A 13488-nucleotide genomic window follows, 5' to 3' on the forward strand; every position below is an offset into this window, starting at 1 on the left:
ACCTCCTTCCCGAACTTCCCCGTCACTCGAGCACGCCCGAAGGCCGGCTCGCCGGACGGCCCCACGCGGACTCGTCCTGGCTCAGCAGGTCCGCCATCGTGCGCTCGGCCTCTTCCTCTTCCTCGCCGTCCTCGGCTTCCGCAGTGTCCTCTTCGGACTCGAGCTCGTCGGGGTCGGGTCCGCCGTTCGTGGGCAGCTCGTCGGCGTAGAACTCACCTTCACCGGTCCGCACCCGCTGGTACTTCGCGAGCTGCGGCGAGTCGTCCGCACCACCGGCCGGGCGCCACGGCTTGTCCGAACGCTCCACCAGGTCGGTGACGAAGTCCTCCTCCCGCTCCTCGCGCTGCGCGAACACCGAGGAAGGCAACAGGCCCGGCAGGAAGTCCGCTGTGCCGGCGTCCCACGCCGAGGTGTCCACGACCTCCGCGGCCTGGACCACGGCTACGCGCACCTCGTCGGGCTCGCCACCGCCGGCGCCGCCCGCGACCGCGCCTTCGCGGTCGTCGTGCTTGGCGTGCTCCTGCTGGGAGTTCTGCGTGTTCTGAGCCGACTGGGTCGCCGGGCTCGCCGGGGTTGCCGGGGTTGCCGGGGCTGCGGCCGAGCCGGCCACACCCCAGCCCGCTTGCACGGGCGGCACCACGACCGGGACGGCCGGGACCGCGCTCGTCGCCCAGCCACCCGAGCCGGCGGCCGGCTGGTCGCCGGTGCCCCAGCCCGTGACCGGTCCCGGGTCGTCGGGGTCAGCCGCGGTCAGCGCGTCGGCCGGCGTCGCTTCAACGGACGTCGGGAGCACCGGGGTCGGGTGGACGGGCGTCGCTTCTACCGGCACCGCGGTGACCGGAGTGGCGTCGACCGGCACTGGCGCGGCAGGCACCGCGTCGGGCTGCGTCGACCACGACGTCGCGGGCGCGGCCGGGGTGTCGCTGAGCACGGCCGGATCGCCGGCACCCGCCGGGACCTGGCCGTTCGTCCACGGCTGTGTGGTTGCGTCGAGCAGGCTCGCGTCGTCGGGCCGCTCGGTCGCGGTGCCCGTCGGCGCGGGGCCGCTCACACCGTTCTGCGGTGGGACGGCCATGCCCGCCGTGCCGGTGCTGTCGTGCGTGGCCGGCGCGTCATGACCGTCCACAGAGGACAGTGCCGGCGGCGCCCAGTCGGCCGACTTCGACGGCGGGGTGTCCCCGGACGAGTTCGGGTCACCGACGCCGGCCGGCGAGCTCGCCAGCCACGCGTTGTCCACGCCACCGAGCAGGCCGGCCGAGTCGGGCCGGTCGGCGGACGGCGCGTTCGCACCCGCGCCACCACCTGCGCCGCCCGGCGGCATCATCGGCATGCCCGAGCCCGCACCACCGGCGCCGGCCTGGCCAGGACCGTTCGTCCCGTTCGGGTCCGCCAGCGACTGCGGCAGGTCCGGCGGCGGCACGAGGTTGCTCGAGTCGAGCCCCTTCACCCCGTCCAGCCCACCGCTGTCACCGGCGCCACCGAGGTCACCGGTACCGCCGAGTCCCGCGTCCGTTCCGGGCGGGGGAGCCCACGACGCCGACTTGAGCGGCGGCGTCTCCCCGAACGAGGTCGGGTCGCCGATGCCCTGCGGGACGTCGGTGAGCCACGGCTTGTCGATGCCCCCGAGCAGACCGGCGGAGTCGGGCCGGTCGCTGGCCTGGTTGCCCAGGCCACTCGCGCCACCTGCGCCGCCCGGCGGCATCATCGGCATGCCCGAGCCCGCACCACCGGCGCCGACCTGGCCAGGACCGTTCGTCCCGTTCGGGTCCGCCAGCGACTGCGGCAGGTCCGGCGGCGGCACGAGGTTGCTCGAGTCGAGCCCCTTGATCCCGCCGGGACCGTCCGAGCCCGCGCCACCGAGGCCGCCGATGCCGTCGAGGTTCGCACCGCCGGCGCCGCCGGTCCCACCGGCGTCACCGGGTGGCGGTGCCCACGAAGCGTGGCTCAACGGCGGGGTTTCGCCGAGCGAGGTCGGGTCGCCGATGCCCTTCGGGATGTCCGTGAGCCACGGCTTGTCCACGCCACCGAGCAGGCCCGCCGAGTCCGGCCGCTCGTTGCCCTGGTTGCCCAGGCCGCCCGCGCCACCGGCGCCGGTCGGCGGCGGCATCATCGGCGGCGGCGGGATGGCGCCCTGGTTGCCGTTGTTGTTGCCGTCCTGCAGACCCGGCGGCAGGTCCGACGGGTTCAGCGCGTTGCTCGAGAGGTTGTTGCCCAGGCCGGCGGTGTCCGGCGGCGGCGTGAGAGCCGGCGGCTTGATGTCGCCGAGGCCACCGCCACCCGCGCTGCCGGGGCCGCCGGTGTTGCCGAGACCGAGGTCGCCGAGGCCACCCCCGCCCTTGACGTCACCGGGAGGCGGCGTGAGCGCGGGCGGCTTGATGTTGCCGAGGCCGCCGCCACCGGACGTGTCGTCGTTGTCGGCGCCCGTCGAGCCGGGCGGCGGCGTCAGGTTGGGCGAGGTGAACGGGGGCAGGTTGCCGAGACCACCGTTCTGCCCGCCGTCGTCGCCACCGACCGAGCCCGGAGGCGGCGGCAGGTTCGGCGACGTGAGCGGAGGCGGCGTGGTGTCGAAGTTGCTCAGGCCCGCACCGCCGGGGCCGCCACCGGGGCCGCCGCCACCGGACGTGTCGAGGTTCGGCGGCGCGACGTCGAGGTTCTCCAACGGCGGTGGGTTGCCGGCACCGCTGTCGCCGCCACCGAGGTCACCGGGCGGCGGCGGGATCTCCGCGGCGTTGAGGGGTGGCGGGTTCCCGCCGCCACCGGTCCCGTCACCGCCACCGAGGTCGCCCGGGGGCGGCGGGATGTTGGGCGGCGGAACGTTGCCGCCACCACCACCGCCGTCGCCACCTCCGGCACCCCCGCCGGGAGGCGGCGGGATGTCGGCGGGCGGCGGGATGTTCGGGGGCGGCGGCAGGTTGTCGTCACCGCCGCCGGGCGGCGGGACGTTCGGCGGCGGGGGCGGCGGGGCCTGACCGGGCGGCGGCGGGCTGTAGCTCGAGGTCGCGACGGTGTTGTACTTCCCGGCCAGCTGGTTGCCGACCTGGCGCATGTCGTTGGTCATCATCTCGACCGCATCGGGGAACTGCGAGATGAACGCCCGCCCGTCGCCGAGGACCTTGCCGCGGGCGATGACCTGCTCGGCGTAGTAGCTGTCGATGTAGCGAAGGGTGTTCTGCGCCCACTGCAGGTAGGCGGCGGAGTTCACGAGCTGGGTCGGGATGTCGCGCGCACCGCCACCGTCGTCGGTGATCATGTGCACGAGGGCGTCGAACTTCGCGCTCAGGTTGCCCGCGAGCACCTTGAAGTTGTCGGCGGCGGTGCCCTTCCACGGCCCGTCGTCGCCGGCGAGGGCGGCGGTCTGGTCCTTGATGGCTTGGGAGATGGCGGCGAGGTTCAGCTGCGTCGTCTGGAACACGCCCGCGGCTGCCTGCAGCGACTGCCAGTTGACGTTGCCGTAGGCCCGGTCCAGGTTGTCCTGACCGCCGGTCATCGAACCGCCGCCGAGGATGGCGGCCTCGATCTGTTTCCAGGTCAGCCCGTCGAAGTCCTTGCTCGGGTCACCGGTGGTGTTCGATTTCCCGTTGCTGCTGGAATCGGGCCAGATGCCGTCGTCGTCCTGCTGGAACCCGTTGTTGTTATTCGGGTTGTCTGCCATCTTCCCTCGTTCGCCTCGAACCTGGGACCGCCGCCCCCGTGGGACCGGTCAGCTGTGCTTGTTGCCCGCGTTGTTGATTTCGTTGCTGACGTTGCCGAAGTACTGGTTGTACTTGTCCATCGTCATGTTGTTGGCCTCGTCGGCGTCGTCGTAGGCCTTCGACGCCGTGTTGACGGCTTCGGAGAGGTCGTGCAGCGACGTGATGAGGTCCTGGATCGTGGCGCGCGTGGTGTCGCGTACCCCGCCGGGTCCGACGATCGGCTGGGTGATCTTGCTGTTGGCGGTGGCGAAGATACCGGGCTTGACGGTGATGCCGTCGAGCTGACCGGGCAGGTCCTTGAGCGGGCCGTCGGCGAGGGTCTGCATGTTCGTGGCGAACGTGCGCATCGCCTCGGTGTTGACCGTGGTCACGCCCTTGCCGGGGTGCTCGGCGCCACCGGGAACCGGGGGCGGCGTGGTGACGTTGCCCTGCGGGATCCACTGGTTGTCGACCGGCGGCGGGGTCTGGTCACCCGGGCTCTTGAACGGGCCGCTGGTCGTCGCCGGGGTGTTGTTCCCGTCGCCGTTGATGGAGTCCATCACCGTCTTCGCCGCTTCGAAGACGACTGGGTCGAATGCCATGAGTGCTCACTGTCCTTTCAGGTCTGCGGACCCGGTGGGGACACCGGGGGCGCGGCGGCTGATCCACCGCGCCCCGGGGACCCGCGACGCCGGCATCAGCGCTGGGCGAACCGCTGAGCGTTGCCGCTCTCGGTGGCGGAGGTGCCTTCGTTGATGTGGGACAAGGTCTGCGCGGCGGCGTCGAGCGCCTGCGGCAAGACCTGGGCCTGCTGGTGGCACCACTCGTAGGTCGACTGGAACTCGTCGGCAGCGGCACCGGTCCAGTGTTCGCGCTGCGCCTGGATCTTGCTGTGCATCTCTTCGAGCAGCGAGGTGATCTGCTGCGCCTGCTGCTTGGCCGACCCGACCGTGTCGGTCATCGCGGTAAAGTTGATCTGGAAGTTGCCCAGAGCCATGGATCTTGTCCTCTCGGGAGAAAGCTGGGATTGGGTTCGAACCGATCAGAAGCCGCTGAGGCCGCCGCCGCCGATGGCAGCGGCCTGCGCGCGGGCCGTCGCCGTGTTGTCCTCGTCGCCGCGGTCGTAGTCCGCCGCGCCCTGGGTGACGTGCTCGGAAAGAGTGGTCAGGCGCTGCACGATCTTCTTCACCGTGTTGTCGAACTCGCCCATGGCCTGGTGGAAGATCGTGGCGGAGTCCGACCGCCAGGTGCCGAGCAGTTCCTGCATGGTCGAGTCCACCTGGCCCCCGACGCCCGTGATCCCGTCACCGGTGCTGGTGATCGTGCTCGCACCCTGACGCATGATCCCGGTATCGACCTTGGCGCCGTCCTGCGAAGCCATGCTCTTCTCCTCTGGTTGGTTTTGTCTTCGATTGTCGACATGTAGTCGAAGCTGCTCGCCGTCAGCACGACGTCATCGTGACGACGGTTCATCGCAAATGCCGTGACGCCGCTTCACACTTCCGAGGTTCGAAAAGGCTGACCGGAGCCGGCGAGGTAACGGTAAGTGAGTGCGCGACACCCCGCGCTCTGTTGTTCCCTTATGGACACGAGGTCGCGGACGCGGGGGCAACGGTGTTCACGACTGGACAAACAGGACATCGCCCAGCAAGGCCCAGGTGCGCCGGACCGGCCCGGCCCGCTCATTGCCCCTTTTTCCGCCCAAATCTGCATGAGGGGCCATCGCCGGAAAGTGTCGGTGCGCCCCCGTAGAGTGCGAGCCGTGATCGACCAGCTCACCATCCCGACCGAAGCAGGCTCTTTCGACGCAATCGCCTCCGGGCCGGCGGACGGTCGCCCCGTGCTGCTGCTCCACGGTTTCCCCGAGGCCGCCGTGGAGTGGGAACACCAGGTGGCGACCCTCGGCGTGCTCGGCTACCGCGCCGTGGCACCCGACCAGCGGGGGTACTCGCCGGACGTTCGCCCCGAACAACCGGCGGAGTACGGTATTTCTACCCTGGTGGACGACGCCGTGGCAATGGCGGATGCGTTGGGGTGGCCGAAGTTCGACCTCATCGGGCACGACTGGGGCGGTGCCGTCGCGTGGTGGACCGCGGACGCTCACCCCGGACGGCTGCGGAGCCTCGCCGTGGTGTCGACCCCGCACCCCGCGGCTCTCGCGGCGGCGATGAAGACCGACGAGGACCAGCACCTGCGCTCGGCGTACATGACGGAATGGCGCGCGACCCCGGCCACGGAGCGGAAGATGCTCGCCGACGGCGCCCGCGCGTTGCGCGACATCTTCGATCGCCGCATCCCGCCGAGCCGGATCGACGAGTACGTCCGGCGCCTCGAGGAACCGGGTGCGCTCACGGCCGCGCTGAACTGGTACCGCGCCGGCCGGCCGGGCGGGAAGATCGGCAAGATCGAGGTGCCGACGCTCTACGTGTGGTCCACCGAAGACGTCGCGTTCGGCTCCACCGCGGCGCTCGACACCGGCAACTGGGTCACCGGGCCGTATAGGTTCGAGATGCTCGAGGACGTGTCCCACTGGGTCGCCGAAGAAGCCCCCGAGGCCCTCACCTCCCTCATCGTGGAGCACCTCGGCAGCCACTGACGAAGAAGCAGGCCCGGCTTTCGTTGGCACACGGGAATTATTACCGACATCCGTCCAATTCGGACCGCGGGACAAGAGCGTTCACCCGAGGCGGTCATACGCTGAGTTGCGGGCCGGCGCCCGTCACGGACTGTGCTGTTCGGCGTGGTTCGCCGGGGACGGTTCGGGTATCGCTTTTCCACTGCGGGCAGGGGCTTACGGTTGCCGTCGGGCTCGCGGTCTCACGGCGACCGTGCGTCAAGAGCCGGTTCGGCAGTTCACCCGAGCCGGGTCGAGCGGCGACTCGCGGGCCCCGGCGGTGACGGATCGTGTCGACGGGTGGGACCCGGCGCCCTTTTGTCCACTTCGGACTCGAGCGTTCACCCGGGCGGTCACGCTAGTGGGCACAGGACCTCGGTCGTCACGCACCGTGCCGCCCAGCCACCCGAAACGGGATGAACGGCACGGCCACCCGCCTTGCGGTACCTCGTCCGTGGAGGTCTGGTGTTCAGTGGTCAGGTGGACACCATCACCGAATCCGAGTCCGAGCGCGTCGTCTTCGTCACGGAGGACGGCGTGCCGACGGGAGAGACCGGGCCGAAGCTCGCGAGCCACCACGGCGAGACGCGGCTACACCTCGCGTTCTCGTGTTACGTGCTGCGCCGCGTCGACCAGGCGTTGTTGATCACGCAACGGGCGCTGGACAAGAAGGTGTGGCCGGGGGTGTGGACCAACAGCGTCTGCGGGCACCCTGCACCGGGCGAGTCGCTGCCCGACGCCGTGCGTCGGCGCGCGGCGTACGAGATCGGGCTGCCGGAGCTGCAGGACCTGGAGTGCGTGCTCCCGAAGTACCGGTACCGGACGCCGCCGTTCCAGGGGATCGTGGAGAACGAGTTCTGCCCGGTGTTCGTCGCTTGGGTCGATCGCGACCCCGAGCCCAACCCAGAGGAAGTCGGTGACTGGCGGTGGGTCTCGTGGCCCGATTACGCACAGTTGCTCGAAGGCACCGGGGGAAACGTGAGTTACTGGGCCAAGGACCAGTACGCGCAGCTCAAGGGCAAGAAACCGTTTTCGTCGTTGGGGCGGTAGAACATCGGTGCGTGACAATGCCGGGCCCCCGTCGTCCACTTGAGCGATATTCGCTTTCGTGCGTACCGATGTCTCAAGACACCGCTCCTTTAAGACGACAACCATGAGGTGGCGGAGGTGGGTGTGGCGGCCGAGGATGAGCTCACGGCGGGTGCACCCGCTCCGGATCTGCTGAGCCTGCACGAGTCCATCGCCGGCATGTTCGCCAAGCAGGGCGACTGGCGCCGGGCGTACGCGCACCTGCGGTCCGCGCTCGACATCGCGAGAGCCGGCAGCCTCCGGGACACGCTGACGTCGAGCTACAACCGCCGTTACCTCGACCAGCGGCTGCCCGGGCTGCCCGCCGCACGTGGTCTCGCCGTCGCACTGATCGACCTCGACCGGTTCAAGCACGTGAACGACACGTACGGTCACCTCCTCGGCGATCGTGTGCTGTGCCGCGTCGCCGACCTCCTGCAGGAAGAGCTGCCGACCGACGGGTTCTGTGCTCGCTACGGCGGCGAGGAGTTCGCGCTCGTGCTACCGGGCGTCGACGCGCCGGGGGCCGTGCGCATCGTCGAGGCGGCTCGCACACGCGTCGCCCGTCACCCCTGGTCAGAACTTCAGCCCGGCTTGAGAGTCACCATCAGCGCGGGCCTGGCACACGCTTCCGCCGGCCCCGTGTCCGCCCAGCGGCAGCTCCTGCGCGCGGACAACCTCCTGTACGCGGCGAAACGCGCGGGGCGCAACAAAGTTGCGTATCACGACCGCGGAACGACGCGCGTCATTACCCACTCTGAGTAACGCAAACGCGGGCCTTCTCCCTTTTGCTTGCTCCAATCTTCACCTGTTCGTCCGCTTCGGGCCGTCTTGGGTCGACTCATGGTGAAGAAATTCGCGGGAGGGTGTCGTCACGAACGGCGGGTATCCGTACGATAACGAAAACCTCCCGAGGAACGACGTGCCCTGGGAGAGCCGGAACGAAAGGCCCCCGCCGCCGGTTCGTAAGCGCCCGAAGTGCGAAAGGAGTCCGAGTGCCCGACGATCGCCCCCTCCCCGGCACCGGTCGCCACTCGGACAACGGCACCCCCCACACCCGCGCCGGCCGCCGCCGCTCCATGGAAACCCAGGGCGGCATCAGCGTCTCCGACGTCGTGGCCCGCCACACCGGCGAACGCCCGACCTTCGACACGGAAGACTCCGACGCGGGCTCGCGTCGCGCGGAGCCTGGTGGGCGGTCGAACAGCAGCTCACACGTGCGCGGACCCAACGGCCACTCTGCCGCGCCCGGCTCCCGCTCAGGCTCACGACGCGCCGACGACTCCGACGTCGAGGGCAGCTCACACCTCGCGGAGTCGAACGGCAGCTCCCGCCTACGTTCAGGCAACTCACACTTGGCCGAGTCCAACGGCAGCTCCCGCGCGGGCAGCCCCGGCACCTCGCACCTGGCCGAGTCCCACGGCAGTGCCCGCGCGGGCCGCCCCGGCAGCTCACACCTCGCGGACGAGACCTACTCGACTTCTTCCCGCTCGCACCGCGCCGAGCAGCCGCCACCCCGCGGCCGCCGCGCCCGCCCCGACGACGACCCGCCCGCCGCACCTTCGGCGGGCGGCCCCGTGCCAAGCGCGGATTCTTCGGGCCGGTCCTCGCACACCGCGGATGCGCCAGAGGCGGCTCACTCGCGCGGACCCCGCCGTGCCGCTTCGGAACCACCTTCCCCGCGCCGCCCGACGACCTCGCAGCCACTGCCCACCGGCCGCCGCCGCGCCCCGGAACCCCCGGCCCCCGGCGGCAGCCACGCCGTGGCCGACCACGGCCCGAACTTCTCCGACCTCCCGGCCGCCGAACCCGCCGGCCGCCATGGCACCTCCGCACCGCCCGAGCCCCCGAACGGCCGCACCCCCGGCCCGGCCGGCGCCGCCCCGCTGCCCCCGGCCGAACGCCCCGCCCGCCCCAACGGCCAGCGCCCCGGTCCGAGCGGTATGCCCGGCGCAAGCGGCAAGGCCGCACCGAATGGCAACCCGGGCCCGAATGGCAAGCCTCCTGCCCACGGCATGCCGCGGCCCAACGGCGCCGCCGGCCCGAATGGCAAGCCAGGCCCCACCGGCAAGCCGAGCTCCCAGATCGACACACACGGCATGCCGGGTCCGAACGGTGCTGCCGGACCCCATGGCAAGTCCAACCCGAACGGCAACCCGGCGGCGCGAGGCGACGCGAATGGCATGACCGGCGCAAACGGCGGTCCGGGCGCAGGCGGTCCTGCCGGACCCCATGGCAAGTCCGCGCCGAACGGCACGTCCGGCTCCCATGGTGGGGCCGGAGCTGCCGGGCCCAATGGCCAGGCGGGCCCGAATGGCATGGCGACGGCCAACGGCATGCCACGACCCGGCGGCCCTGCCGGCACGAACGGCAAGTCTGGGCCGAACGGCAGCGGAATGCCGGGGGCCAATGGCGTTGCCGGGCCCAACGGCAAGGCCGGGCCCAACGGCGTTGCCGGGCCCAATGGCGTTGCCGGGCCCAATGGCGTTGCCGGGCCGAGCGGCGTTGCCGGGTCCAACGGCAAGGCCGGGCCCAACGGCAAGCCGGGACCCGGTGGGATGCCGGGGCCGGAGGGTCTTGCCGGTGCGAACGGCAAGCCGGGACTGAATGGCACGTCCGGGCCACACGGTGTGCCGGCGGCCAACGGTACTGCCGGACTGAACGGCAAGGTCGGGGCGAACGGCAAGCGGCGGCCTCAAGCCGGCGCGAGCAGCCGGCCCGGGCCGAACGGTGCCGTCAACGGCAAGCCCGGTGTGTCCGGCAAGCCCGGCGCAGACCAAGGCCTCGCGGCCGACGGGTTCGTCGAGAACGACCAAAGCGCCGAAGCAGACCACGAGAACAACCAAGCCGCCCCGGGAGCCGAGCGCACTCAGCTCACCTCTCCCGTGGGGGAGCGCACCCAGCTCACCCCTCCCGTCAACGGCAAACGCCCGCCCCGCCAACGCCGACCGCCCGCGCGGCCCGCTGGAGTGCCCGCGCGGTCGGAGCTCGATCCGTTGACCATGACGGACGAGATGGAGGCGATCGACGAGGCCACGCAGTACCGCAGGAAGATCGACCACACCCTCGCGCGCTTCTCGGCCGCCCACGACGAGATGCTGGCGGAGGAGGACAAACGGCGCGAGCGCATGGCGCGGCTGACCGCGCGGCCCGTCGCGTTGTTCGAGCAGACGCGCACTGCTCTGCAGCGCGTGGTGGCGCCCACCGGGATCCAGAAGGCGATCCCCGCCGAGGCGGACGACGAGACGCCCGAAGAGCGCGCCCCTCAGACCCGTCTGCAGGAAAAGAAGCAGCGCCACAACGAGCGGGCCGTCCGGATCGGTCGGATCGTGCTCATCGTGCTGGCTGTGTTGGTCTTCCTGGGCACCGGCGTGGCCTGGGGAGCGGTGAACTGGTTCGACGCCAAGTTCACCCAGGTCTCCGCGCTCGACGAGAACTCCTCCGACATCCGCGACGCCGACGCCCAGGCCAACGACGAGAACTTCCTCATGGTCGGCTCCGACAGCCGCGACGGCGCCTCGGCCGAAGAAGGTGTCGGCACCGCCGAGAGCAACCCCGGCGCCCGCTCGGACACCGTGATGGTCGCCCACGTGCCGGCCGACCGGAAGCGCGTGGTCGTGGTGTCCTTCCCGCGCGACCTTGAGATCAACCGGCCCGACTGCAACCGCTGGGATCCCTCGAAGTCCGTCACCACCGACGAGGTCGTGTCGGGCCAGAGCATCGCGAAGCTCAACACCGCGTACGCCGTGGGTGGCCCGCAGTGCGTCACGAAGGTGATCCAGAAGATCACCGGCCTGCGCATCAACCACTTCGTGGGCATTGACTTCAACGGTTTCAAAGACATGGTCGACGCGGTCCACGGCGTCACGATCAACAACGAGAAGCCGATCGACGACGAGGTGCTCGGCAAGGTCCTGCTGGAGACCGGCGACGTCACGATCTCCGGCGACCAGGCCCTGAACTACGTACGCGCCCGCCACGTGAAGGGCGACCCGACGTCCGACTACGGCCGCATCAAGCGGCAACAGGCTTTCATCGGCGCGCTGCTGAAGAAGGTCATGTCGTCCGACGTGGTCCTCGACCCCGGCAAGCTGTCCGGCTTCATCACCGCGTTCGCGAAGGCCACCTTCGGCGACAACCTCGGTGTGCAGCAGATGATGACGCTCGCCCAGTCGATGCGCGGCGTGGACCCGTCCAAGATCAACTTCATGACCGTGCCCACCACCGGCACCGCCAACAAGCGCGGCAACGAGGTCCTCGTGCAGTCCAGAACGGACTCGCTCTTCGACGCCTTGCGCGACAACACCCCGCTGCCCGGCGAAAAGCCCACCACCGCGGCCAACGCGGGCAGCGCGTCGAAGATCGACAGCAAAGGCGCCGAAGGTTGACCCGCGGGATTCGTTAGACCGGATTCACGTGCGGTTCACCCGGCGATGCGGTATTCGGACAACGCGCGTCGTAGGGTGTCTCCATGCGTGAGGCTTACCATGTCGAACTCGAACAGCTCGCCGAGAACCTGGCCGCCATGTCGGCTCAGGTCGCCGAGGCGATGGAGCTGGCCACCAAGGCACTGCTGGAGGTCGACCTGGGCCTCGCGGAGCAGGTGATCAGCGACGACGCGAAGGTCGACGACGCGCGCGCCGAGTGCGAGGAGCAGGCGTACGCGCTACTCGCCCTCCAAGCACCCGTGGCCACGGACCTGCGCACCGTGCTCGCCGCAATCCACGCCGCCGAGAGCCTCGAGCGCATGGGCGACCTCGCCCTGCACGTCGCCAAGGCCGCGCGGCGTCGCCACCCCGAAGCGGTGCTGCCGGAGTCGGTGAAGCCCTACTTCGTCGAGATGGGCCGCGCCGCGGTGAAGCTCGCGCGCCAGGCCGAGCAGGTCATCAAGTCCAAGGACGTCAACGCCGCCAAGGACCTCGAGGCCGAGGACGACCAGGTCGACGACATCCACCGTCACCTGTTCACGGTGCTGATGGACCGCGAGTGGCCCTACGGTGTCGCCGCGGCCGTCGACGTCACGCTGCTCGGCCGCTTCTACGAGCGCTACGCCGACCACGCGGTTTCGGTCGCCAAGCGCATGATCTTCGTGGTCACTGGTCGTATGCCGGGCTACGACTCCGACGAGGACCTCAACGTCTGATCTCGCGGTCAGCCGGCACCGGCTGTTCATCAGAGAGCGGTTCGACCGTCCACTTCGACCGTGAGTCGACGCTGGTTTCTCCTCGCTGACAACGCCGCCCTCACCGCGGCCCGGAAAGCCGTCGCCCGCGACCGCTGACCGGCACCACCCGACGAAACTGCCCCTCCGTCCACATCGGACGGAGGGGCAGTTGTGCGACAGGCCAGAATGGACGATCAGCCGAACCGGCCCGAGATGTAGTCCTCGGTCGCCTTCTGGTCCGGGTTGGAGAAGATCTTCTCCGTGTCGTTCAGCTCGATCAGCCGGCCGGGCTGGCCGACGCCGGCCAGGTTGAAGAACGCCGTCTGGTCGGAAACTCGGGCCGCCTGCTGCATGTTGTGCGTGACGATGACGATCGTGTACTCCTTCTTGAGCTCACCGATCAGGTCCTCGATGGCGAGGGTCGAGATCGGGTCGAGCGCGGAGCACGGCTCGTCCATCAGGAGCACGTCGGGCTGCACGGCGATGGCGCGGGCGATGCAGAGCCGCTGCTGCTGACCGCCGGAGAGGCCGCCGCCCGGCTTGTTGAGCCGGTCCTTGACCTCGTTCCACAGGTTGGCACCGCGCAGCGCGCGCTCGGCGATCTCGTCGAGCTGCTTGCGGTTCCTGGTACCGCCCAGGCGCAGCCCGGCCACCACGTTGTCCTTGATGGACATCGTGGGGAACGGGTTGGGACGCTGGAACACCATGCCGATCGTCCGGCGCACCTGCACCGGGTCCACCGCGGACGCGTAGATGTCCTCGCCGTCGAGCAGCACCTCGCCCTCCACGCGCGCACCCGGGATGACCTCGTGCATCCGGTTGAGCGTGCGCAGCACGGTCGACTTACCGCAGCCCGACGGCCCGATGAACGCGGTGACGTTGCGCGGCGGCACGTTCAGCGTGACGCTGTCCACGGCGTGGAACTTGCCGTAGTAGATGTCTACGTCCTTGACGTCGATTCGCTTGGCCAT

Annotated in this window: 10 protein-coding genes; 5 read left to right on the plus strand and 5 right to left on the minus strand. The window is 70.3% G+C overall.

What is annotated here, in order from left to right; translation table 11 throughout:
• Positions 1–22: 22 nt before the first annotated feature.
• From AB0F91_RS14830 to AB0F91_RS14845, 4 genes are all read right to left on the minus strand, one after another.
• Positions 23–3652 (minus strand): hypothetical protein, encoded by a 3630-nt coding sequence (locus AB0F91_RS14830; RefSeq protein WP_360597865.1) that lies wholly within the window; start codon positions 3650–3652, stop codon positions 23–25.
• Positions 3653–3700: 48 nt separating this feature from the next.
• Positions 3701–4273, minus strand: a complete 573-nt coding sequence (locus AB0F91_RS14835) for a hypothetical protein (RefSeq protein WP_360597867.1) — start codon at positions 4271–4273, stop codon at positions 3701–3703.
• Between the two features lie 95 nt (positions 4274–4368).
• Complete coding sequence (locus AB0F91_RS14840; RefSeq protein ID WP_360597869.1) at positions 4369–4668, minus strand: WXG100 family type VII secretion target; 300 nt, start codon at positions 4666–4668, stop codon at positions 4369–4371.
• Positions 4669–4713: 45 nt separating this feature from the next.
• Positions 4714–5052, minus strand: coding sequence for a WXG100 family type VII secretion target (locus tag AB0F91_RS14845; RefSeq protein WP_360597871.1), 339 nt, complete (start codon positions 5050–5052; stop codon positions 4714–4716).
• A gap of 381 nt (positions 5053–5433) precedes the next feature.
• Between AB0F91_RS14845 and AB0F91_RS14850 the strand changes: the two genes are divergently transcribed.
• From AB0F91_RS14850 to phoU, 5 genes are all read left to right on the plus strand, one after another.
• Complete coding sequence (locus tag AB0F91_RS14850) at positions 5434–6267, plus strand: alpha/beta hydrolase (protein ID WP_360597872.1); 834 nt, start codon at positions 5434–5436, stop codon at positions 6265–6267.
• 498 nt (positions 6268–6765) lie between these two features.
• The gene (idi, locus tag AB0F91_RS14855; RefSeq protein WP_360597874.1) at positions 6766–7335 is read left to right on the plus strand and encodes an isopentenyl-diphosphate Delta-isomerase; all 570 of its coding nucleotides are present in this window, start codon (positions 6766–6768) and stop codon (positions 7333–7335) included.
• A 108-nt stretch (positions 7336–7443) separates the two neighbouring features.
• The gene (locus AB0F91_RS14860) at positions 7444–8118 is read left to right on the plus strand and encodes a GGDEF domain-containing protein (RefSeq protein ID WP_360597876.1); all 675 of its coding nucleotides are present in this window, start codon (positions 7444–7446) and stop codon (positions 8116–8118) included.
• 230 nt (positions 8119–8348) lie between these two features.
• On the plus strand, positions 8349–11741 hold the full coding sequence (locus AB0F91_RS14865) for an LCP family protein (protein WP_360597877.1): 3393 nt from the start codon (positions 8349–8351) through the stop codon (positions 11739–11741).
• Between the two features lie 83 nt (positions 11742–11824).
• Positions 11825–12496, plus strand: coding sequence for a phosphate signaling complex protein PhoU (gene phoU, locus AB0F91_RS14870; protein WP_360597879.1), 672 nt, complete (start codon positions 11825–11827; stop codon positions 12494–12496).
• Between the two features lie 215 nt (positions 12497–12711).
• Here the strand turns inward: phoU and pstB are convergent, their stop codons facing one another.
• Positions 12712–13488 (minus strand): phosphate ABC transporter ATP-binding protein PstB, encoded by a 777-nt coding sequence (pstB, locus tag AB0F91_RS14875; RefSeq protein WP_360597880.1) that lies wholly within the window; start codon positions 13486–13488, stop codon positions 12712–12714.

Source organism: Amycolatopsis sp. NPDC023774 (assembly GCF_040639695.1).
Lineage (GTDB): Bacteria > Actinomycetota > Actinomycetes > Mycobacteriales > Pseudonocardiaceae > Amycolatopsis.

Excerpts from the sequence above, each read along its gene's own strand:
- AB0F91_RS14845 (WP_360597871.1), bottom strand. The coding sequence starts at position 5,052 with ATGGCTTCGCAGGACGGCGCCAAGGTCGATACCGGGATCATGCGTCAG.
- phoU (WP_360597879.1), top strand. The coding sequence starts at position 11,825 with ATGCGTGAGGCTTACCATGTCGAACTCGAACAGCTCGCCGAGAACCTG.
- AB0F91_RS14830 (WP_360597865.1), bottom strand. The coding sequence starts at position 3,652 with ATGGCAGACAACCCGAATAACAACAACGGGTTCCAGCAGGACGACGAC.
- pstB (WP_360597880.1), bottom strand. The coding sequence starts at position 13,488 with ATGGCCAAGCGAATCGACGTCAAGGACGTAGACATCTACTACGGCAAG.
- AB0F91_RS14835 (WP_360597867.1), bottom strand. The coding sequence starts at position 4,273 with ATGGCATTCGACCCAGTCGTCTTCGAAGCGGCGAAGACGGTGATGGAC.
- AB0F91_RS14840 (WP_360597869.1), bottom strand. The coding sequence starts at position 4,668 with ATGGCTCTGGGCAACTTCCAGATCAACTTTACCGCGATGACCGACACG.